Origin of the sequence: Streptomyces albicerus, assembly GCF_008905045.1 — a bacterium.
In the GTDB taxonomy this organism is placed as follows: Bacteria; Actinomycetota; Actinomycetes; order Streptomycetales; family Streptomycetaceae; genus Streptomyces; species Streptomyces albicerus.
The window spans coordinates 1-21,157 of sequence record NZ_VWMY01000024.1; the positions used below are offsets into that span (position 1 = coordinate 1).

Annotated in this window: 17 protein-coding genes; 12 read left to right on the plus strand and 5 right to left on the minus strand. The window is 71.8% G+C overall.

Going from position 1 to position 21,157, the window contains the following annotated elements; genetic code table 11:
- Together GAS53_RS55265 and GAS53_RS22235 are read left to right on the plus strand one after the other, a co-directional pair.
- A partial coding sequence (locus tag GAS53_RS55265; RefSeq protein WP_192583233.1) for a hypothetical protein occupies positions 1-1,303 on the plus strand: 1,303 nt, incomplete at its 5' end.
- Positions 1,303-2,121, plus strand: coding sequence for a tetratricopeptide repeat protein (locus tag GAS53_RS22235; protein WP_151479430.1), 819 nt, complete (start codon positions 1,303-1,305; stop codon positions 2,119-2,121). The genes GAS53_RS55265 and GAS53_RS22235, both read left to right, overlap by 1 nt.
- A gap of 64 nt (positions 2,122-2,185) precedes the next feature.
- On the opposite strand, the gene GAS53_RS22240 is transcribed toward GAS53_RS22235, so the two are convergent.
- Positions 2,186-3,475: a DUF1015 domain-containing protein gene (locus GAS53_RS22240; RefSeq protein ID WP_151479431.1), complete on the minus strand. Its 1,290-nt coding sequence runs from the start codon at positions 3,473-3,475 to the stop codon at positions 2,186-2,188.
- Between the two features lie 72 nt (positions 3,476-3,547).
- Between GAS53_RS22240 and GAS53_RS22245 the strand changes: the two genes are divergently transcribed.
- The 4 genes from GAS53_RS22245 (at position 3,548) to GAS53_RS22260 (ending at position 7,802) form a co-directional block, all read left to right on the plus strand.
- Entirely contained in the window at positions 3,548-4,576 is a 1,029-nt protein-coding gene (locus GAS53_RS22245) for an HAD hydrolase-like protein (RefSeq protein WP_151479432.1), read from the plus strand.
- Positions 4,577-4,681: 105 nt separating this feature from the next.
- A complete protein-coding gene (locus tag GAS53_RS22250; protein WP_151479433.1) occupies positions 4,682-5,725 on the plus strand; it encodes a FecCD family ABC transporter permease in 1,044 nt (347 codons plus the stop codon).
- Between the two features lie 137 nt (positions 5,726-5,862).
- Positions 5,863-6,864 carry a FecCD family ABC transporter permease gene (locus GAS53_RS22255; protein ID WP_151479550.1) on the plus strand — a complete coding sequence of 334 codons (1,002 nt, stop codon included), beginning with the start codon at positions 5,863-5,865 and terminating at the stop codon, positions 6,862-6,864.
- A 92-nt stretch (positions 6,865-6,956) separates the two neighbouring features.
- Complete coding sequence (locus GAS53_RS22260; RefSeq protein ID WP_151479551.1) at positions 6,957-7,802, plus strand: ABC transporter ATP-binding protein; 846 nt, start codon at positions 6,957-6,959, stop codon at positions 7,800-7,802.
- 85 nt (positions 7,803-7,887) lie between these two features.
- On the opposite strand, the gene GAS53_RS22265 is transcribed toward GAS53_RS22260, so the two are convergent.
- A complete protein-coding gene (locus GAS53_RS22265; protein ID WP_151479434.1) occupies positions 7,888-8,235 on the minus strand; it encodes an SCP2 sterol-binding domain-containing protein in 348 nt (115 codons plus the stop codon).
- Between the two features lie 141 nt (positions 8,236-8,376).
- Here GAS53_RS22265 and GAS53_RS22270 point away from each other — a divergent pair, with 141 nt between their 5' ends.
- From GAS53_RS22270 to GAS53_RS22290, 5 genes are all read left to right on the plus strand, one after another.
- The gene (locus GAS53_RS22270) at positions 8,377-8,721 is read left to right on the plus strand and encodes a hypothetical protein (RefSeq protein WP_151479552.1); all 345 of its coding nucleotides are present in this window, start codon (positions 8,377-8,379) and stop codon (positions 8,719-8,721) included.
- Between the two features lie 7 nt (positions 8,722-8,728).
- The gene (locus GAS53_RS22275) at positions 8,729-9,544 is read left to right on the plus strand and encodes a TlyA family RNA methyltransferase (protein WP_151479435.1); all 816 of its coding nucleotides are present in this window, start codon (positions 8,729-8,731) and stop codon (positions 9,542-9,544) included.
- On the plus strand, positions 9,541-10,446 hold the full coding sequence (locus GAS53_RS22280) for an NAD kinase (protein ID WP_151479436.1): 906 nt from the start codon (positions 9,541-9,543) through the stop codon (positions 10,444-10,446). The genes GAS53_RS22275 and GAS53_RS22280 overlap by 4 nt, the downstream gene beginning before the upstream one ends.
- Before the next feature lie 251 nt (positions 10,447-10,697).
- Positions 10,698-12,434 carry a DNA repair protein RecN gene (gene recN, locus GAS53_RS22285; RefSeq protein WP_225859033.1) on the plus strand — a complete coding sequence of 579 codons (1,737 nt, stop codon included), beginning with the start codon at positions 10,698-10,700 and terminating at the stop codon, positions 12,432-12,434.
- Positions 12,435-12,717: 283 nt separating this feature from the next.
- Positions 12,718-13,857 (plus strand): glycosyltransferase family 4 protein, encoded by a 1,140-nt coding sequence (locus tag GAS53_RS22290; RefSeq protein WP_151479437.1) that lies wholly within the window; start codon positions 12,718-12,720, stop codon positions 13,855-13,857.
- 81 nt (positions 13,858-13,938) lie between these two features.
- On the opposite strand, the gene GAS53_RS22295 is transcribed toward GAS53_RS22290, so the two are convergent.
- The 3 genes from GAS53_RS22295 to GAS53_RS22305 all read right to left on the minus strand — a co-directional run bounded on the left by GAS53_RS22295 (position 13,939) and on the right by GAS53_RS22305 (position 18,944).
- The gene (locus tag GAS53_RS22295) at positions 13,939-15,585 is read right to left on the minus strand and encodes a PucR family transcriptional regulator (protein WP_192583234.1); all 1,647 of its coding nucleotides are present in this window, start codon (positions 15,583-15,585) and stop codon (positions 13,939-13,941) included.
- A 53-nt stretch (positions 15,586-15,638) separates the two neighbouring features.
- Positions 15,639-17,021, minus strand: coding sequence for an FAD-binding oxidoreductase (locus tag GAS53_RS22300; RefSeq protein ID WP_151479438.1), 1,383 nt, complete (start codon positions 17,019-17,021; stop codon positions 15,639-15,641).
- 120 nt (positions 17,022-17,141) lie between these two features.
- Positions 17,142-18,944 carry a glycoside hydrolase family 15 protein gene (locus tag GAS53_RS22305; RefSeq protein WP_192583242.1) on the minus strand — a complete coding sequence of 601 codons (1,803 nt, stop codon included), beginning with the start codon at positions 18,942-18,944 and terminating at the stop codon, positions 17,142-17,144.
- A 474-nt stretch (positions 18,945-19,418) separates the two neighbouring features.
- On the opposite strand from GAS53_RS22305, the gene GAS53_RS22310 reads away from it, so the two are divergent.
- Positions 19,419-21,086 carry a CTP synthase gene (locus tag GAS53_RS22310; protein WP_151479556.1) on the plus strand — a complete coding sequence of 556 codons (1,668 nt, stop codon included), beginning with the start codon at positions 19,419-19,421 and terminating at the stop codon, positions 21,084-21,086.
- Positions 21,087-21,157: the final 71 nt, after the last annotated feature.

Consider the following 21,157-nt stretch of genomic DNA (forward strand, 5'->3'; position numbering starts at 1 on the left):
CGTGATGACAGCCGTGGTGGTGGCGGTGACCGTGGTGGGTTCCGTCGTGACGACGGTCGCAGTGGTGGTCCGCGGCGTGACGGAGACCGTCCGCCTTTCCGTCGTGACGACGAGCGAGGCGGTCCTCGCCGCGATGACAACCGTGGCGGCGGCGACCGTGGTGGCTTCCGCCGGGACGACAACCGTGGCGGCGGTGGCGGCGGGTTCCGAGGGCGCGACGACCGGGACCGTGGAGGCCGGCCGCCATTCCGGCGCGACGACCGTCCCGGTGGCCCGAGTCGTGACGACCGGGACCGCGGCGGCTTCCGGCGTGACAGCGACCGCCCGCCCGTCCGCCGTGACGACGAGCGGGGTGGCCCCCGCCGTGACGACAACCGCGGTGGTGGCGGCGATCGTGGCGGCTTCCGTCGCGATGATCGTCGAGGTGACGACCGTGGTGGCTTCCGTCGTGATGACAGCCGTGGTGGTGGCGGTGACCGTGGTGGGTTCCGCCGTGACGACGATCGCAGTGGTGGTCCGCGGGGTGGCGGGGACCGTGCGCCCTTCCGTCGTGATGACCGTCGTGGTGATGACCGTGACCGTGGCGGCTTCCGGCGTGACGGCGACCGTCCGGCGTTCCGCCGCGACGACCGGCGCGATGACAGCCGTGGTGGGGGCGGCGACCGCGGTGGGTTCCGTCGGGACGACCGTCCCAGTGGGCCGAGCCGTGACGACCGTGACCGTGGCAGCTATGGCCGTCGTGACGATCGCCGCAGCGATGACCGTGGTGGCTTCCGTCGCGATGACAGCCGTGGTGGTGGCGGCGATCGTGGTGGCTTCCGTCGGGACGACCGCCGTGACGAGCGCAGGGACGACCGGCGTGATGACCGGCGTGATGACCGCCGCGACGGTGACCGTGCCGGCTTTGTCCGTCGGGACGATCGCCGTGACGATCGTCGTGATGACAGCCGTGGTGAGAGCCGTGGTGGTGGCGGTGACCGTGGTGGGTTCCGTCGGGACGACAGCCGTGGCGCCGGCAGCGGATTCCGTGGACGCGATGACCGCGGACGCGACGACCGTGGACGCGATGACCGACGGGACGACCGCGGCCGTGGCGGACCGCGTCGCGATGACAGCCGTGGCCGCCCCGGTGGCGGCTTCCGGGGACGCGACGACCGACGTGACGACCGCCGGGGCGACGACCGCCGTGGAGGTGGCCGCTTCCGTGACGAGCGTGACCGCGACCGCGAGCCGATCAAGCGGCTGCCGATCCCGGACGACGTCACGGGCGAGGAGATCGACAAGGACGTACGGCAGGAGCTGATGAGCCTGCCGAAGGGGCTCGCCGATGACGTCTCCAGGAACCTGGTGATGGTGGCCAGGCTCATCGACGAGGACCCCGAGGGCGCGTACGGCTACTCCAGGGTCGCCCTGCGGCTGGCGTCGCGTGTCGCCGCTGTGCGGGAAGCGGCCGGCTTCGCCGCGTACGCGAACCAGAAGTACAGCGAGGCGCTCGCCGAGTTCCGGGCTGCCCGGCGCATGACCGGCAACGTGGACCTGTGGCCTGTCATGGCGGACTGCGAGCGTGGTCTCGGGCGGCCCGAGAAGGCGCTCGACATGGCCGGGGCGCCCGAGGTGCAGAAGCTCGACAAGGCCGGCCAGGTCGAGATGCGGCTCGTGGCGGCCGGTGCGCGGCGGGACATGGACCAGCTCGACGCGGCCATCGTCACGCTGCAGAGCCCCGAGCTGGCCTCCAACTCCGTACAGCCCTGGACCGCGCGACTGCGCTACGCGTACGCCGATGCGCTGCTCGCGGCCGGTCGTGAGGACGAGGCGCGTGAGTGGTTCGCCAAGGCCGTCGAGTCCGACAAGGAGGGCAGCACGGACGCCTCGGACCGGCTCGCCGAGCTGGACGGCGTGGAGTTCGTCGACGCCCTCGGCGAGGACGAGAGCGACGGAGAGGGCGAGCGTGACAGTGAGGTCGAGGTCGTGACCTCCGAGGCTCAGGCACCGGAGTCGGCCGAGGTCGACAAGGATGCTGCCGAGGTCGACAAGGATGCCGAGGTCGACGGCGCAGAGGCCGAAGAGTCCGAAGATGCCGAAGAGGCCGAAGGCGGCAACAAGGACGACCTGGAGGGCTGACGCCCCGCAGGAGTCGTACGAGCACGTGGGCGGGATCCTTCAGGGGGTCCCGCCCACGCGTGTTTCAGAGGCCCAGCGTGCGCAGCACCAGCCCGGACGCCGGCTTCGGGCCGAACGACGTCGACTTGCGGGGCATCGTGACGCCCTGGCTCGCCAGGTCGCGTACGACCTCCTCGCGGACCGGGTGCATCAGGACGGCCGTTCCGCCGTCGCGCTCGGCCTTGGCGACCGTGGCCGACGTGTCGTGGATGTACGCGATGTGCTCCGGGACATCGGGGATCCGCCAGACATGGTCGAGGAGCGTGGCGTGCAGGACCGTCGCGTCGAGGGTGCGCCAGGCCTCTGGGCGGTCGGCCGGGATCGTACGGGCGAGGAGGTCCGGGGACGGACGGTCGACGAGGTGGAAGGTGCCGTCGCCCGCAAGGAGGAAGGCATTTCCTTCGGCGGCCGCTTCGGAGAGGGCATCCAGCGCTGCGGACAGGGGGCCCTCGACCTGGCGTACGCGGAAGGAGTCGCCCAGGGCGGCGAGGGCGTCGGGCACCGGGAGGCGGTGCAGGAGGCGGTGGATGGCGCGGACGCGGAGCGGATAGCGCGCGGTGTCGACCAGGAGTACCAGGCCGAAGTCCCAGGGGCTGGGGGAGGGATGCTCCGCGCGTAGACGCAGATACGTGGCCCAGCGGTGGTGTCCGTCGGCGATGAGGGCCTGACGGCGGGCCAGATCTGTCTGGATCTCGGCCTGGTCGGCCGGGTCGGTCACCGACCACAGACGGTGGCTGAAGCCGTCCTCCGTGGTGGTGGACAGCAGGGGAGGACGCTCGGCGGTGTGCTCGATGACGGCTGTCGTGCCGGCGGCGGCGCCATTGCCGCGGTAGGTCAGCAGCAGGGGTTCGAGATTCGCGGAGGTGGCGCGCATCAGCGCGGCGCGGTCCGCGACGACGTGCGGCATGACGTCCTCGTGCGGCAGGACCACGCCGTCCGACGGCTCCGACAGGCGCAGGGCGCCGATGACGCCCCGCTGCAGCATGCCGTCGCCGTCGCGCTGCTCGTAGACGTACAGGCCGGGCTCGGAGTCCGTGGTCAGGACGCCCTCGGACAGCCAGCGGTGCAGGGTGTCCGCCGCCTGCTCGTTGCGGACGCTGGGCGTGGGAGCCTGCGGCAGGATCAGCCGGACGATGTTGTGCGGGTCCGCCGATTCGAGGTGGTGCAGGCCGTCGGGGCGCACGACCACGTCGTACGGCGGGGAAGTGACGGCGGAGAGGCTGCCGACCCGGTCGGGGTCGTAGCGCAGGCCCCGGAACGGGGTCAGATCAAGGCCCATACGTGCCGGTACGTCCCCGGGACCTGCAGTGTTCATTGATGCATCGTAAGTGTGTCAGTGCCATGCGCGATGATCGGGGGAAAGGGATCGAACGAGGAGCGATGCGTAATGAGCCAGACCGTGCGGACGAGCCCCGAGGGCAGTGACCGGGCCCTGAGCGAGGCGTACGACACGGCGCTGCTCGACCTGGACGGGGTGGTGTACGCGGGAGGGAACGCGATCGCGTACGCGGTCGACTCGCTCGGCACGGCCCGTGCGGGCGGGATGCGTCTCGCGTATGTCACGAACAACGCGCTGCGGACGCCCGACACCGTCGCCGCGCACCTCACGGAGCTGGGGATACCGACCGAGGAGTCGGACGTCATCACGTCGGCGCAGGCCGTGGCCCGGCTGATCAGTGAGCAGGTTCCCGCGGGCGCGCGCGTGCTGGTGATCGGCGGTGACGGTCTGCGGGTCGCGCTGCGCGAGCGCGGGCTGGAGCCGGTCGAGTCGGCCGAGGACGATCCGGTGGCGGTCGTCCAGGGGTACGGCGGGCCGGATCTGCCGTGGGGGCGCTTCGCCGAGGCCTGCTACGCCATCGCGCGCGGGGTGCCGTGGTTTGCCTCCAACACCGACCTGACGATCCCCAGTGCGCGCGGGATCGCCCCGGGCAACGGGGCGGCCGTGGAGGTCGTACGCATCGCCACGGGCGCCGAGCCGCAGGTGGCGGGCAAGCCGCTGCCGCCGATGCACCGCGAGACGATCCTGCGGACAGGCGCGGCGCGGCCGCTGGTGGTGGGGGACCGGCTCGACACGGACATCGAGGGCGCGTTCAACGGTGCGGTGGACTCGCTCCTGGTGCTCACCGGAGTGGCGGACGGGGCGCAGCTCCTCGCCGCGCCGCCGGAACACCGGCCGACGTATGTCGACGCCGATCTGCGGGGGCTGTTGACCGGGCAGCCCGAGGTCGTCGAGGCGGCCGACGGGTTCCGCTGCGGCGGCTGGACGGCGACGGCTGGGAGCGAGCGCCTGGAACTGGAGGGTGAGGGCGAGGCGATGGACGGGCTGCGGGCGCTGTGTGCCGCCGCCTGGACGGCTGCCGGGGACGGGGCGTGCGAGCTGGACGGGGGCAAGGCGCTGGCGCGGCTGGGATTGTGAGCGCGGGCCCTTCGGCACGGGGCCTTACCAGCTCGAAGGGGGAGGTTGCGCAGGTCACCGCGTACGCGGATCGAGCTCGTAGCGAGGGTAGGCTAACCTAACTGCGTGTTGGTCGACAGTCCCCCCGAACCGAGCGCGGAGACCGCCCCCGCGCCCCCGACCCGCCGGGCGATACGGGCCGCTGGGCTCTTCGTGTCCGTCGCCGTGCTGGTGCTCGTCGCTTTGGCGAGCATCGCGATCGGCGCAAAAGAGCTGTCCCTGGAGCAGGTCTGGCACGGTCTGTTCGAGGACTCGGGGACGTACGGCGACGTCGTGGTGAGCGAGCGGCTGTCGCGTACGGTCCTCGGGCTGCTCGTCGGCGCCGCGCTCGGCCTCTCCGGAGCTGTGCTCCAGGCGCTCACCCGCAACCCGCTCGCCGATCCCGGACTGCTCGGCATCAACGCGGGCGCGTCCGCCGCGGTCGTCACGGCCATCACCTTCTTCGGCGTCACCTCGCTGAGCGGCTATGTGTGGTTCGCCTTCGCGGGCGCGGCCGTCGTCGGGGCGCTGGTGTACTTCCTCGGCGGCAGCCGGGGTTCGACGCCGGTGCGGCTCGCGCTCGCCGGCACCGCGATCAGCGCCGCGCTCTACGGCTATCTGCAGGCCGTGATGATCATGGACGAGGCGGCGCTCGGCAAGATGCGCTTCTGGACGGTCGGTTCGCTGTCCTCGGCCACCGACTCGACCATCGGGCAGGTGCTGCCGTTCCTCGCGATCGGTACGGTCCTGGCACTGGTCCTCGCCCGCCCGCTGAACGCCATGGCCATGGGCGACGACACCGCCCGCGCGCTCGGCGCGCATCTGGGCCGCACTCGCGCGTTGTCCATGGCGGCCGCGACCCTGTTGTGCGGGGCGGCGACGGCCGCCTGCGGGCCGATCATGTTCGTCGGGCTGATGATCCCGCACCTCGTACGGTCCTTCACCGGGCCCGACATGCGCTGGATCCTGCCGTACGCCACCGTGCTCTCGCCGGTGCTGCTGCTAGGCGCCGACGTCATCGGCCGGCTGGTAGCGCGGCCCGCGGAACTCCAGGTCGGCATCGTCACCGCGATCCTCGGCGGCCCGGTCTTCATCTTTCTCGTACGACGGCGGAGGACGGCGCAGCTGTGAAGGCCCCACGCAACCAGGCCGGACACCACCATCTCGAGCGCACACAGGCCGAACGTGTCGAGCGCGATCAGGCCGAGCGCGATCAGGCGGTCCCCGCCCGGGCCTTCCGCGGCCGGACGGTCCGTGCCGGTGGCGGGCTGTCGGTCCGTGTCGACATCCGGGCGTTCACGGTTGTTGCCCTGCTGCTGGTGGCCGCGCTCACCGCGAGCGTCGTCCTCATCGGCACCGGCGACTTCCCGATCCCCGCCACCGACGTCCTCAAGACACTGCTCGGCAACGGCGACGCGGGCCAGGAGTTCATCGTCAACGAACTGCGGCTGCCGCGGGTCCTGGTCGGGCTCCTGGTGGGGGCCTCGCTCGGGCTCGGCGGTGCGCTCTTCCAGGCCATCTCCCGCAATCCGCTGGGCAGTCCGGACGTGCTCGGTCTCGGGCAGGGCTCGACGGCCGGCGCGCTCGTGATGATCGTGCTGTTCTCGGGGAGCGCCACCCAGGTCGCCCTCGGAGCGCTGATCGGCGGTCTGGCGACCGGATTCGCCATCTATGTGCTCGCGTGGAAGCAGGGAGTGCACGGATATCGACTGGTCCTGGTCGGTATCGGTGTCGCCGCGATCCTCACGGCCGTCAACGGCTATCTGATCACCAAGGCCGACCTCGTCGACGCGGCCCGCGCGGTCGTGTGGATGACCGGCTCGCTCAACGGCCGTGACTGGGCCCAGGTCTGGCCGCTGCTCATCCTGTGCGCCGTCCTCGTACCGCTGGTCCTCGGCAACGCGCGCGGGCTGCGGATGCTGGAGATGGGCGACGACGTGGCGTACGCGCTCGGGGTGCGGGTCGAGCGGACGCGGCTGCTGCTGTTGGTGGCCGCCGTGCTGCTCACCGCGGCCGCCACCGCCGCCGCGGGCCCGGTCGGCTTCGTCGCGCTCACCGCGCCGCAGCTCGCGCGGCGCCTCACTCGCTCACCCGGACCCAATCTGGTGCCCGCGATGTGCATGGGCGCCACCCTGCTGGTCGTCGCGGACTGGGCCTCGCAGCGGGCCTTCGGCGCCGACCAGCTGCCTGTCGGCGTGGTGACCGGAGTACTCGGCGGTGTCTATCTGCTGTGGCTCCTGGCCACCGAGCGGAAGGCGGGCCGGATATGAGAGCCGACGGCAAGATGAGTGGCAAGTCGAGCGGCACGACGAGTGGCAAATCGAGTGGCACGACGCGTACGGGCGCCGATGGCGGGCCGCACATGAACGACCAAGGGAGCACTGTGAACCGCCTGTCCGCCGAGAGCGTCACCCTCGCCTACGACCAGCGCGTCATCGCGGAGCAGCTGTCGGTCGAGATACCGGACAACTCCTTCACCGTGATCGTCGGCCCGAACGCCTGCGGCAAGTCCACGCTGCTGCGCGCGCTCTCCCGCATGCTGAAGCCCAACCAGGGCCGGGTGCTCCTTGACGGGCAGGTCATCCAGTCGATGCCCGCGAAGAAGGTGGCCAGGACGCTCGGGCTGCTGCCCCAGTCGTCGATCGCGCCCGACGGGATCACGGTCGGCGACCTTGTGGGGCGTGGCCGCTATCCGCACCAGGGGCTGCTGCGCCAGTGGTCGACCGAGGACGAGCGGGTCGTACGCGAGTCGATGACCTCGACCGGGGTCGCCGAGCTGGCCGACCGTTATGTCGATGAGCTCTCCGGAGGCCAGCGCCAGCGCGTGTGGATCGCCATGGCGCTCGCCCAGCAGACCCCGCTGCTGCTGCTCGACGAGCCGACCACCTATCTCGACATCCAGCACCAGATCGACGTGCTCGACCTGTGCGCGGAACTCCACGAGGAGCAGGGCCGCACCCTGGTCGCCGTGCTGCACGACCTCAACCACGCCGCCCGGTACGCCACTCACCTGATCGCCCTGCGCGACGGCTCGGTCATCGCCGAGGGTAGGCCGTCGGACATCGTCACGGCCGAGCTGGTCGAGGAGGTCTTCGGGCTGCGCTGCCAGGTCATCGACGACCCGGAGACGGGCACGCCGCTGGTGGTGCCGGCGGGGCGGAAGGCACGTACGACCGCCGCACCCGCCGCCGGCGTCACGAAGGGCTAGCCGAACGGGCTAGCCGAACGGCGTCGGAGCAGCGCTCCGGGCCCATCCGGATCGGGGGCGGAGCCTCGGGGGCAGAGCATCTGGGTCAGAGCAGCTTTCTGAGGCGGAGCAGGTCGAGCAGGCCCGCTTCGAGTCTGACCCGGCCCGAACCCCAGGCCTTCGCGAAGTTAAGTTCGCCGTTGACCATCGCGACCAGGTCGTCGCCGGCCATTGTGAGCCGGATCTGGGCCTTCTCGGGCGGAGGGCCCTGGACCGTGTCGAGCACCTCTATCCGGCCGCCCTTGAGACGGCCGACGAAGGTGATGTCGAGGTCGGTGATACGGCAGCTCAGCGAGCGGTCCAACGCGGCTGCGCTGCGCACGTCGCCCTCCGCGCCCGCCATGTTGTCCGAGAGCTTGTCGAGTGCGCTCCGGCACTCCTCAATCGTCGCCATCGCGATCGACGGTACCCCAGCGCTTCGCGGTAGCGTCGGGGCATGAGCGACTCCATGACCGGCCCGGAGGCCGAGCCTTTCGGCACGGGCCCCTTCGGTACGGAGGCAGACGTTCCGGTCGAGGTCGGAGCGGAGCCGGTGCTGTCCGCCGAAGCCGAAGCCGGACTCGAAGCCGAAGCCGAAGCCGGACCCGAAGTCGAGACCGGACCCGAAGTCGGATCCGAGCCCGAGGGTGAACCCGAGACCGGGCCCGAGTTCGCCCCCGCCGACCCCGCCCCGCTGAACGTGCCACGCACGCCCACGGGCAACGCCGAGGTCGACGCCCAGCTCGACCGGCTGGCCGACGCGGACCACCTCGCCACGGACGGGCACGTGGAGGTGTACGAGGATGTACACCGGGGGCTGCGCGACGCGCTCACCGCGCTCGACGCCCGCCCGGGACCTCCGGCGCCCCCTACCTCTACCTCGTACGCACACAGGAGCTGAACCGAACGTGGCAGGAGTGGCACGACGCCGCCTCGACGCCGAGTTGGTCCGACGCAAGCTCGCCCGCTCGCGCGAGCACGCCGGACAGCTGATCGCCGCCGGGCGGGTCTCCGTCGGCAAGACCCTCGCGACCAAGCCCGCCACCCAGGTGGAGACCGCGGCCGCCATCGTGGTCGCCCAGGACGACAACGATCCCGACTACGTCTCGCGCGGCGGCCACAAGCTCGCCGGGGCACTGGAGGCATTCGTTCCGCTCGGCCTCGAGGTCGAAGGGCGGCGGGCCCTGGACGCCGGCGCCTCGACCGGCGGTTTCACCGATGTACTGCTGCGCGCGGGCGTCGCCCATGTCGTCGCCGTGGACGTCGGCTACGGGCAGTTGGCGTGGTCTCTCCAGAGTGATGAACGCGTGACCGTCAAAGACCGTACGAACGTACGCGAGTTGACGTTGGAGGCGATCGATGGGGAGCCGGTGGACCTTATTGTCGGTGACTTGTCCTTCATTCCGCTCGGCCTGGTGCTGCCCGCCCTTGTGCGGTGCGCGGCGCCCGGAGCCGACCTGGTGATGATGGTCAAGCCGCAGTTCGAGGTGGGCAGGGAACGGCTCGGGAGCGGCGGAGTCGTCCGCAGCCCCGAGCTGCGGGCGGACGCCGTGCGCGGTGTGGCCCGGCAGGCGGGGGAACTGGGACTCGGGGTGAAGGGCGTGACGGCCAGCCCGCTGCCCGGACCCTCCGGGAATGTCGAGTACTTTCTGTGGCTGCGTGCCGGGGCACCCGCACTGGACCCGGCCGACGTTGACCGTGCAGTGGCGGAGGGGCCGCGTTGACACAGACCCGAGCTCGTACTGTTTTCCTGCTCGCCCACACCGGACGGCCCGCGGCCATCCGCAGTGCCGAGCTCGTCGTCCAGGGGCTCCTGCGCTCCGGCCTCGGCGTACGGGTCCTGGAGGCGGAGGCGGCCGACCTGCCGCTGCCGCCGACGGTGGAACTCGTCAAGGAGGCGACTCCCGAGTGCCTCGACGGGTGCGAGCTGCTGATCGTCCTCGGCGGTGACGGGACGCTGCTGCGCGGCGCCGAGTTCGCCCGCGCCTCCGGGGTGCCGATGCTCGGCGTCAACCTCGGTCGTGTCGGCTTCCTCGCGGAGGCCGAGCGCGACGACCTCGACAAGGTCGTCGACCGGGTGGTGACGAGGGCGTACGAGGTCGAGGAGCGCATGACCGTCGACGTCGTCGTGCACAGCAACGGCGATGTCGTGCACACGGACTGGGCGCTGAACGAGGCCGCCGTGCAGAAGGCGGGGGCCGAGAAGCTCCTCGAGGTCGTGCTGGAGATCGACGGGCGGCCGGTGACCGGGTTCGGGTGCGACGGGATCGTCCTGTCGACGCCGACCGGGTCCACGGCGTATGCCTTCTCCGCGGGCGGTCCCGTGGTGTGGCCGGAGGTCGAGGCCCTGCTCATGGTGCCGATCAGCGCGCACGCCCTGTTCGCCAAGCCGCTGGTGACCTCGCCGAACTCGGTGCTGGCCGTGGAGATCCTGCCGCACATCCCGCCCGGGGTCCTGTGGTGCGACGGCCGCCGCACGATCGAACTGCCACCCGGCGCGCGCGTGGAGGTCCGCCGCGGGGCCGTGCCGGTGCGGCTGGCCCGGCTGCACCACGCGTCGTTCACCGACCGGCTCGTCGCCAAGTTCGCGCTGCCGGTGGCGGGTTGGCGGGGCGCTCCGCACTGAGTGCTCCGCAGGGAGCGGGGGCGCCGGGTAGATGTCGTTGGTCTCGTGCGGGTGGGCGGGGGCTGGTCGCGCAGTTCCCCGCGCCCCTCAAAAGCAGGGGCTACCGCCCCCAAAGACGACCCGCAGTCGAGGGACAGGCATTCCAGTCAACCGGTGTGGTCCCTGGGGGTGAGCCCCGGCGCCCCACACCAGGGTGTTTGCGCAGGGACTAGGGGCGGCGTCGCGCCGGGCGGGCCAAACCTCGTAAGGTCATGTCCGTGTTGGAGGAGATGCGGATACGGTCGCTCGGAGTCATCGACGACGCGGTCGTCGAGCTGTCACCCGGCTTCACCGCCGTGACCGGCGAGACCGGCGCGGGCAAGACGATGGTGGTCACCAGCCTGGGCCTGCTGCTGGGCGGCCGCGCCGACGCGGCCCTCGTGCGGATCGGGGCCAAGAACGCGGTCGTGGAGGGGCGGATAGCCGTACCCGACGGCTCCTCGGCCGTCGTACGGGCCGAGGAGGCCGGGGCCGAGCTCGACGACGGGACGCTGCTGATCAGCCGTACCGTTTCCGCCGAGGGACGCTCGCGCGCACACCTGGGCGGGCGTTCCGTGCCCGTGGGGCTGCTCGCCGAGCTCGCGGACGAGCTCGTGGCCGTGCACGGCCAGACGGACCAGCAGGGGCTGCTCAAGCTGTCCCGGCAGCGGCAGGCCCTCGACCGGTACGCGGGCGACGCGGTCGCCGTGCCGCTCGCCAAGTACGCGGGCGCGTACCGGCGGCTGCGTGGCATCTCCGCCGAGCTGGACGAGATCACCACGCGCGCTCGTGAACGGGCCCAGGAAGCCGACATGCTGCGCTTCGGGCTCGACGAGATCGCGGCGGTGGAGCCCCGGGCGGGCGAGGACGTCGAGCTGGCGGCCGAGGCCGAGCGGCTCGGGCACGCGGAGGCGCTCGCGTCCGCCGCCACGGCCGCGCACGCCGCCCTCGCGGGCAACCCCGAGGACCCGGAGGGCATCGACGCCACGACGCTCGTCGCGGGCGCGCACCGGGCCCTGGAGGCCGTACGGTCCCACGACGCGGCCCTCGGCGCGCTCGCCGCCCGGATCGGGGAGATCGGGATCCTGCTGGGCGATGTGGCGGGGGAGCTGGCGGGGTACGCCGACGACCTCGACGCCGATCCGCTGCGGCTCGCGGCGGTCGAGGAGCGGCGCGCCGCGCTCACCGCGCTGACCCGGAAGTACGGCGAGGACGTGAGCGCCGTACTGGCCTGGGCCGAGCAGGGAACCGCGCGGCTCCTGGAGCTGGACAGCGACGACGACCGGATCGGCGAGCTGACCGCCGAGCGGGACGCGCTGCGGGCCGAACTGGGCGGGCTGGCACAGGCGTTGACGGACGCCCGTACGGAGGCCGCCGAGCGCTTCGCCGCCGCCGTGACCGCCGAGCTGGCCTCGCTTGCCATGCCGCACGCGCGCGTGTCGTTCGAGATCCGGCAGACCGAGGACCCGGAGGGCGTGGAGGTCGGTGGGCGCCCGGTCGCGTACGGGCCCGCCGGTGCCGACGAGGTCGAACTGCTCCTCGCCCCGCACCCGGGGGCTCCGCCGCGGCCCATCGCCAAGGGCGCGTCCGGTGGTGAGCTGTCGCGCGTGATGCTCGCGGTCGAGGTTGTCTTCGCGGGTACGGATCCCGTGCCGACGTACCTTTTCGACGAGGTGGACGCCGGTGTCGGTGGCAAGGCCGCGGTCGAGATCGGCCGTCGTCTCGCGCGTCTCGCCAAGAGTGCGCAGGTCGTCGTCGTCACCCATCTGCCGCAGGTGGCCGCCTTCGCCGACCGGCAGCTACTGGTCGAGAAGACCAACGACGGGTCGGTCACCCGGTCCGGCGTGAAGATCCTGGAGGGCGAGGAGCGGATCCGTGAGCTGTCCCGGATGCTGGCCGGTCAGGAGGACTCGGAGACGGCCCGGGCGCATGCGGAGGAGCTGCTGGCGACGGCTCGGGCGGACGGGTAGGCGTTCGCGTACGAAGGGGTGGGTGCCGCCGGGGGAGTGAACGGGGGCTCGCAGGGGATGACGCCCGCCTCGGCCTGCCTTCGCACACCACCCGCCTCTCACTCATGTGAGTGACCGTCCCGCCCCATCCCCCTCACCCACCACCGCCGCGCCCCCTCAGTGGTCGGCAACCCCCGCGCGCCCTGGCATCCTTGAGAAGGACAACGAGCGGTACACCCCCATCGCGCGTTCCTTCTGTACTTTCTTCGTGACCGCCCGACGCCGAACCAGGAGCCCCGGCCACGTGAGCCACGTGAGCAGCCACTCACCGCACGGACAGGCGCCGCTGCGCACTGTCCAAGTGCTCGGCGGCGGCAGCGCGGGCAGCAGTGCCCATGTGCGGTCGCTGACGTCGGGGCTCGTCGCGCGGGGCGTGCGGGTCACCGTGTGCGCCCCGGCCGCGGCCGACCACGCGTACGACTTCAGCGGCGTCGGCGCCGACCATGTGCACGTGCCGAGGCGCAACGACCCGTCCTCCGTGGCCGTGCTGCGGGCGGCCTGCGTGGACGCCGACCTGGTGCACGCGCACGGTCTGCACGCTGCGCTGCGGGCCGCACTCGCGCTCAGCGGGCGGCGCGTCCCGCTCGTCGTCACGCTGCACTCCCGCCCGCACGCCGAGGGTGCGCGGGCGCATCTGCTGCGTCTTCTGGAGCGGCGCGTGGCCAGGGCCGCGTCCGTGGTGCTCGGGTCGTCGTCCGACCTCGTGGACCGGGCCCGCAGCAGGGGAGCGCGGGATGCCCGGCTTGCCGCGGTCGCGCTGCCGGCCCCGCGCAGGCCCCTCGCCGGGAACGAGGACGGCGACCGGCTGCGGCCCAAGGCGCGTGCCGAACTCGGCGCGACCGACCGGCCGTTGCTGATGGCCGTCGGTTCCCTCGACCGGCACCGGGGGTACGACACGCTGCTGGACGCCACGCGCGCGTGGCGGCGGCTCGAGCCCGTGCCGCTGCTCGTGATCGCCGGGGAGGGGCCGTTGCGCGGCGAACTCCAGCGGCGTATCGAGGGCGAAGGGCTGCCGGTACGTCTCGTCGGCCGGCGCGACGACATCGGGGAACTGCTCGCGGCCGCCGATCTCGCCCTGCTGCCAAGCAGCCCGGAATCACGCTCCGTGCTCGCCCAGGAGGCCCTCCACGCGCGCGTGCCGCTCGTCGCGGCCGCCGCCGGCGGCATCCCCGAACTCGTCGGCGACGCGGCCGAACTCGTCCCGCACGGAGACTCGGAAGCGCTCGCCGAGGCCGTCGCGAGGCTGCTGGCCGACCCGGACCGGCGTGAGGTCCTCAAGGACAAGGGCACGCTCCAGGCGGCCACTTGGCCGACCGAGGACGAGACGGTGGCCCAAGTCCTCAGCGTGTACGACGAGCTGACCAAGCCCCTGCCGCTTTCGTGAGCCGCAAGCCCAGAGACAGCGGCTCGATCCCAGAGCCAGCGGTACAAGCCGGCGACAGCGGCTCGATACCAGAGGCAGTGATCAAGGGACAAGCCTGCGTGCCCGTAGCGCGAGGCTCAGCGCCAGCACCGTCTGCGGGTCGTCGAGGTCCGTGCCGAGCAACTCCCCGATCCTCGCGAGCCGGTTGTACAGCGTCTGCCGGTTGAGGTGGAGCTCGCGCGCGGTCTCCGCCTTGCGGCCCGCGTGCGCCAAGTACGTCTCCAGGGTGGGCAGCAGCGGCGGTTTGGAGCGGTTGTCGTGGTCGCGGACGGGGCCGATCGCGCGATCCACGAAGGCAGCCAGGTCCGGGTGGTCCCGCAGGCGCCACAGCAGCAGGTCGATGTCCAGCCGCCGGGCGTCGTACCAGGGGCGGTCGGACAGCCCCTGGGCCGCCGTGGCCGTCTCGGCCGCGTGCCGCAGGCCCGCCGACGCTGCCGCCCAGCCGCCCGCCACGCCGACCACCACGACCGGCGGCTGCGCCCCCGGCCGCTGCATGCCCGCCCGCTCCACACCGGCCCGCAGCGCCGCCGCGACCCGGTCCGCGACCGCCGACCGCTCCGACTCCGAACGCAGGCCGAGCAGCAGCGGTACGCGGCCCTCCACGGGGCGTACGCCCAGCAGGACCGGCACGCCCACCGAGGCCAGCTCCTCGGCGACCGCACGCGCCAGCACCGCCCAGCCGCCACCGGGGGACAGCCCGTCGGCGAGCCGCATCACCACCGGCAGCAGCGGACCCGGACCCGGCTTGAAGCCGAGGACGCGGGCCTGTGCGGGCGCGTCCTCGGCCGCTATGCGGCCCTCGGCGAGGTCGGTGAGGAAGTCGCCGCGGCCGCGCGCCGCCAGCTCCTCCTCCTGGCGGGCCTGCATCAGGACCACGGCGAGGATGCCCGCGGCCCGCTCCGCCGCCATCCGGTGCACGGGCGCGAGCGGGGCGTTCACGGGCAGGAGGACGAGCCGGGCGCGGACCGAGCCGGTGCCGGGCCCGCCGCCGGGCACGTCCACGAGGGCCGACCCGGCGGGCGGGTCGTCCTTGTGCTGGCCGCGCAGCCCCTCCCACACCTGGAGCGGATCGGCGTTCGCGGGGCCGGCCCCGGCGGCGTACAGGAGCTGTCCGTCCGGTGTCTCCAGGAAGACCGGGTTGCCGCTGAAGTCGGCCAGGATGCCGAGGACCTGCGGGATGCCGCCCCCGCCGAGCAGCGCCTCCGTGCAGCGCCGGTGCACCTCCTCGGCGCGCTGGAGCAGCGCGTAGTGGCCGTTGACGATCTCGGTGTGGATCTCCTCGGTGACCGTCACGAACGGCACCTCGCGGTGCAGCTGGACCAGCGGCAGACCGGCCGTGCGTGCCGTCTCCACGAGGGCCGCGGGCAGCCGGGTGAAGCGCGGCCCCAGCTCCACGACGAGGGCCGCGATGCCGCGCTCGGCGAGGGTGCGGACGAAGGCGCGCTGGTCGGCGGGGCGGGTGCCGAGCCCGTACCCCGTGGTCAGGAGCAGCTCGCCGCCCTTCAGCAGCGAGGCGATGTGCGGCACCTCGCCCGCGTGCACCCAGCGCACGATACGGCCCAGCCCGTCGGCGCCCGCCAGGATCTCCGGCAGCCCGCCACGCAGTCCGGGCAGCTCCAGGGCCCGCCGCACGGTGATCCCGCCACCCTGCGCGTCCGGCGTGTCGATACGGCTGTCCAGGCTGTCCATGACGCGGACGCTACCCGGTCCTCGGCCTGATCCCACGATCCGCCGGAGGGGCCCTACAAGGGCGCGATGTTGTGGTTGAAGCGGAACACGTTGTCCGGGTCGTACCGGGCCTTCACCTCGGCCAGTCGCCGGGTGTTCTCAGGGCCCAGACCGGCCTCGACCCGGTCCTCGCCCTCGTTCCCGATGAAGTTGAGGTAGATCGCGCCGGTGCGCCACGGCCGGACGTCGGCGCGCACGTCCCGCACCCACTGGATGGACCGCGCGTCGTCCGCCGGGTCCTCCCAGATGCCGAAGGGGTGCACGGCCCAGGGCGCGTCCCGGTACGGCACCGGGAACTCGCGGGGGCCGTCGGCGACCGCGCCGCCCAGCGGGAACAGCACGTGCTGGGTTCCCGTGGGCACGGGCATCGTGTCCGCGCGGGCGCAGAAGACGTCCACGAGCTCGTCGGGCAGGCCGGTCAGATACTCCGCCGACCAGTAGTTTCGCATCCCGGGCGGATCGTCGATCATGCACTGCACGTCCGCGTACGGCATCGCGGTGACGACCTCGGCCTCGTGCGGCAGCGCCAGCAGGGGCTGGGCGGTCTTGCGCATGTCGTCCTCACTGCCGGCGTACGCCAGGAGGACCCCGCACACCAGCCTGCCGAGCAGGTGCTGGGGGACGAACTCCTCGGGCGGGCCTGTGATGTAGAGGACGGCGCCGCTCGCCTCCAGCGGGCCGGTCTCGATGATCTGGCGGTAGACGCGGATCACTTCCGGTCCGGACTCCGGCCGATAGAGCAGCAGGGCGATGGCGAACTCAGGCAGCTCGTGCAGTTTCAGGGTCAGCGCGGTCGCGACGCCGAAGTTGCCGCCGCCGCCGTGCAGGGCCCAGAACAGCTCCGGGTTCTCCTCGGCGCTCGCGTGCACCGTCGTGCCGTCGGCGGTCACCAGCTCCACCCCGAGCAGATTGTCGATCGCGAGGCCGAACTTCCGCTCCAGCCAGCCGCTGCCGCCGCCCAGCACGAAGCCGCCGACGCCGGTGGTCGAGGCCCGTCCGCCGGTGGTCGCCAGGTGGTACGGCTCGGTGGCGCGGTCCAGATGGCTCATCGTGGCGCCGCCCTCGACGCGTACCGCCGCGGCCCCGGGGTGGACCGTCACGGCGTGCATCCGGCGCAGGTCGACGACCAGACCGGCGTCGTTGAGGGCCATGCCCGCCACGCTGTGACCGCCGCCGCGGACCGCGATCTTCAGGTCCAGGTCCCGGGCGAACCGCACCGACCGGCTGACATCGGCCTCGTTCGCACACTGCGCGATCACGGCCGGCCGCCGGTCGATCATCGCGTTGAAGACCGTCCGGGCCGCGTCGTACCCCGGATCTTCAGGGGCGAAGACATCGCCGACGAGATCCTCGCGCAGCGCGGCGAGTGCCGCGCCCGCCTTCGAGAGGGAAGCCATGGCCGCCCCCTTCCGAACAGGGGCATTGATGGCTTCCAGCCTAGGCGGGCACGGCGGATCGGTCGCGCCGAGTGCGCGGGCCGACCGCCCTACTCGTGTCAGCCGCCGTACACGCTCGGCTCAGCCGCCGTACGCCCCGGACGCGGTCAGCCGCAGTGCCGTGTCGATCAGGGGCACGTGGCTGAAAGCCTGCGGGAAGTTGCCGACCTGGCGCTGGAGGCGCGGGTCCCACTCCTCCGCGAGGAGACCGAGGTCGTTGCGCAGGGCCAGCAGCTTTTCGAAGAGCTTGCGGGCCTCGTCCACGCGGCCGATCATCGCGAGGTCGTCCGCCATCCAGAACGAGCAGGCCAGGAACGCGCCCTCGTCGCCCTCGAGGCCGTCCACGCCCGCGTCCTCACCGGCGGTCGGGTAGCGCAGGATGAAGCCGTCCGTGGTCGACAGCTCGCGCTGGATCGCCTCGATCGTGCCGATCACACGCTTGTCGTCCGGCGGCAGGAAGCCCATCTGCGGGATGAGGAGCAGCGAGGCGTCCAGTTCCTTGGAGCCGTACGACTGCGTGAACGTGTTGCGCTCCTTGTCGTAGCCCCGCTCGCACACGTCCCGGTGGATGTCGTCGCGCAGCTCGCGCCACTTCTCCAGCGGGCCGTCCGCGTCGCCGGACTCGATGAGCTTTATGGTGCGGTCCACCGCGACCCAGGCCATCACCTTGGAGTGCACGAAGTGGCGGCGCGGGCCGCGCACCTCCCAGATGCCCTCGTCCGGCTCGTCCCAGTGGTCCTCCAGGTAGCGGATCAGCTTCAGCTGGAGGAGCGAGGCGTAGTCGTTACGGGCCAGACCCGTCATATGGGCCAGGTGCAGGGCCTCCGTCACCTCGCCGTACACATCCAGCTGGAGCTGGTGCGCGGCGCCGTTCCCGACGCGTACGGGCCCTGAGTTCTCGTATCCGGGAAGCCAGTCGAGCTCCGCCTCGCCCAACTCCCGCTCGCCCGCGATGCCGTACATGATCTGCAGGTTCTCGGGGTCGCCCGCGACCGCGCGCAGCAGCCACTCGCGCCAGGCGCGCGCCTCCTCGCGGTAGCCCGTGCGCAGCAGCGACGACAGCGTGATCGCCGCGTCACGCAGCCACGTGTAGCGGTAGTCCCAATTGCGGACGCCGCCGATCTCCTCCGGCAGGGACGTCGTCGGGGCGGCGACGATGCCGCCCGTCGGTCCGTACGTCAGCGCCTTCAGCGTGATCAGCGAGCGGACCACGGCCTCGCGGTAGGGCCCGTGATACGTGCACTGCTCCACCCACTCGCGCCAGAAGTCCTCGGTGGCCTCCAGCGCGCCCTCAGGCTCCGGCAGAGCGGGCGGCTGCTTGTGCGAGGGCTCCCAGGAGATCGTGAACGCGATCCGGTCACCCGGCGCGACCGTGAAGTCCGAGTACGTCGTGAGCGCCTTGCCGTAGGTCTCGCACGCCGTGTCGAACCACACGGAGTCGGGCCCGGCGACGGCCACGGTCCGCCCCTCGTGCTTGTGCACCCAGGGAACGACCCGCCCGTACGAGAAACGCATCCGCAGCGCGGAGCGCATCGGCACCCGGCCCGTGACGCCCTCGACGATCCTGATCAGCTGCGGTGCGCCGTCACGCGGGGGCATGAAATCCGTCACGCGGACCGTGCCGCGTGAGGTATCCCACTCGGATTCGAGGATCAGCGAGTCGCCGCGGTAGCGGCGGCGGGCCGCAGTCGGCGGTTCGCCGCCGGCCGCGTGCGCGGGACCGAGCCGCCAGAATCCGTGTTCCTCCGTACCGAGCAGTCCGGCGAAGACGGCGTGGGAGTCGAAACGGGGCAGGCACAGCCAGTCCACCGTGCCGTCCCGGCAGACCAGCGCAGCTGTCTGCATGTCTCCGATGAGTGCGTAGTCTTCGATGCGCCCGGCCACGTGCATCTCCAGTCGAACGGCCACGTCGCCCCCCGAGGGGCGGTCGCTCTTGCGGTCAAGGGAACGTTTGTAAATCGTCGTCGCGCGACGTCAATTGTCGTAGTGATGTCGTAGCGAAACGACCTGACGAGCTCTCGTAGTTCCGGGAGACGGGCGTGGGTGGTGCCGTTTGCCGGCCGGGCTCGGCAGCGATCGTCCGAGCAGGATACGACGCACGCTGATGATCCGCGCGCCCCTCCCGACAACCGGACAGAGCCGAACGAGTGAGCACGACTGTGGTCCGTGTCGGCCCGTGTGCAGAGCGTGGCCGGAAGCGGCCTCGCCCTGGCGCTGATACCCTGGTAGCCCGTGGACCGGTGGGCGCCCCGGCAGGAAAAGGGACCCCCGAACCGCAGCGACGGCACCTCCGGAAACCTCCGGGCCGGGCAGCCGTACCGCACTCCAGACCGCGACCACGGGAGCCCCCTCTTGGCCATGCCGCCCGCTGCTTTTCGAAGCAGCACAGCCACGACGACCAAGCACATCTTCGTCACCGGGGGTGTCGCCTCCTCCCTCGGCAAGGGTCTGACCGCCTCCAGCCTGGGCGCGCTGCTCAAGGCGCGGGGTCTGCGGGTCACCATGCAGAAGCTCGACCCGTATCTGAACGTCGACCCGGGCACCATGAACCCGTTCCAGCACGGTGAGGTGTTCGTCACCAACGACGGCGCCGAGACCGACCTGGACATCGGTCACTACGAGCGCTTCCTCGACGTGGATCTGGACGGCTCCGCCAACGTCACCACCGGGCAGGTCTACTCGACGGTCATCGCCAAGGAGCGGCGCGGCGAGTACCTCGGCGACACCGTGCAGGTCATCCCGCACATCACCAACGAGATCAAGCACCGCATCCGGCGCATGGCCACCGACGACGTCGACGTCGTCATCACCGAGGTCGGCGGCACGGTCGGCGACATCGAGTCGCAGCCGTTCCTGGAGACCGTCCGTCAGGTCCGTCACGAGGTCGGTCGAGACAATGTGTTCGTCGTCCACATCTCGCTCCTTCCGTACATCGGCCCCTCCGGGGAGTTGAAGACGAAGCCGACCCAGCATTCGGTTGCGGCTCTGCGCAGCATCGGTATCCAGCCAGACGCGATCGTGCTGCGCGCCGACCGCGATGTGCCCACCGCGATCAAGCGCAAGATCTCGCTGATGTGCGACGTCGACGAGGCGGCCGTGGTCGCGGCCATCGACGCCAAGTCGATCTACGACATCCCGAAGGTCCTGCACACCGAGGGTCTCGACGCGTACGTCGTCCGCAAGCTGGACCTCCCGTTCCGCGACGTGGACTGGACGGTCTGGGACGACCTGCTCGACCGCGTCCACAACCCCCAGCACGAGATCAACCTCGCGCTCGTCGGCAAGTACATCGACCTGCCCGACGCCTACCTCTCGGTCACCGAGGCCCTGCGCGCGGGCGGCTTCGCCAACAAGGCCCGCGTGAAGATCAAGTGGGTCACCTCGGACGACTGCAAGACCCCGGCGGGCGCGGCCAAGCAGCTGGCCGACGTGGACGCGATCTGCATCCCCGGCGGCTTCGGCGACCGCGGCGTGTCCGGCAAGGTCGGCGCCATCCAGTACGCCCGCGAGAACAAGATCCCGCTGCTCGGCCTGTGCCTGGGCCTGCAGTGCATCGTGATCGAGGCCGCGCGCAATCTCGCCGACATCGCGGACGCCAACTCCACCGAGTTCGACTCCGCCACCGCCCACCCGGTCATCTCCACCATGGCCGAGCAGCTCGACATCGTCGCGGGCGAAGGCGACATGGGCGGAACGATGCGCCTGGGCATGTACCCCGCCAAGCTCGCCGAGGGCTCGATCGTGCGCGAGGTGTACGACGGCAAGGAGTACGTCGAGGAGCGCCACCGCCACCGCTACGAGGTGAACAACGCCTACCGCGCCGAGCTGGAGAAGAAGGCGGGTCTGCATTTCTCCGGCACGTCCCCGGACGGCAAGCTCGTGGAGTACCTGGAGTACCCGCGCGACGTTCACCCTTACCTGGTCGCGACCCAGGCCCACCCCGAGCTGCGCTCCCGCCCGACCCGGCCGCACCCGCTCTTCGCGGGCCTGGTCAGGGCCGCGGTGGAGCGCAAGACGGGCAAGTAACACACGGGTTGTACGGTTGCCGGGGTGCGGGTCCTTTGCGACGCGTGCCCCGGTTTTCTGTGTACGTGGGA

What these genes read in the sequence shown, in the direction of transcription:
- recN (WP_225859033.1), top strand. Translation starts at nt 10,698, where the DNA reads ATGTCCGTGTTGGAGGAGATGCGGATACGGTCGCTCGGAGTCATCGAC.
- GAS53_RS22240 (WP_151479431.1), bottom strand. Translation starts at nt 3,475, where the DNA reads ATGAACACTGCAGGTCCCGGGGACGTACCGGCACGTATGGGCCTTGAT.
- GAS53_RS22295 (WP_192583234.1), bottom strand. Translation starts at nt 15,585, where the DNA reads ATGGACAGCCTGGACAGCCGTATCGACACGCCGGACGCGCAGGGTGGC.
- GAS53_RS22300 (WP_151479438.1), bottom strand. Translation starts at nt 17,021, where the DNA reads ATGGCTTCCCTCTCGAAGGCGGGCGCGGCACTCGCCGCGCTGCGCGAG.
- GAS53_RS22265 (WP_151479434.1), bottom strand. Translation starts at nt 8,235, where the DNA reads ATGGCGACGATTGAGGAGTGCCGGAGCGCACTCGACAAGCTCTCGGAC.
- GAS53_RS22245 (WP_151479432.1), top strand. Translation starts at nt 3,548, where the DNA reads ATGAGCCAGACCGTGCGGACGAGCCCCGAGGGCAGTGACCGGGCCCTG.
- GAS53_RS22260 (WP_151479551.1), top strand. Translation starts at nt 6,957, where the DNA reads ATGAACGACCAAGGGAGCACTGTGAACCGCCTGTCCGCCGAGAGCGTC.
- GAS53_RS22310 (WP_151479556.1), top strand. Translation starts at nt 19,419, where the DNA reads ATGCCGCCCGCTGCTTTTCGAAGCAGCACAGCCACGACGACCAAGCAC.
- GAS53_RS22235 (WP_151479430.1), top strand. Translation starts at nt 1,303, where the DNA reads ATGAGCCTGCCGAAGGGGCTCGCCGATGACGTCTCCAGGAACCTGGTG.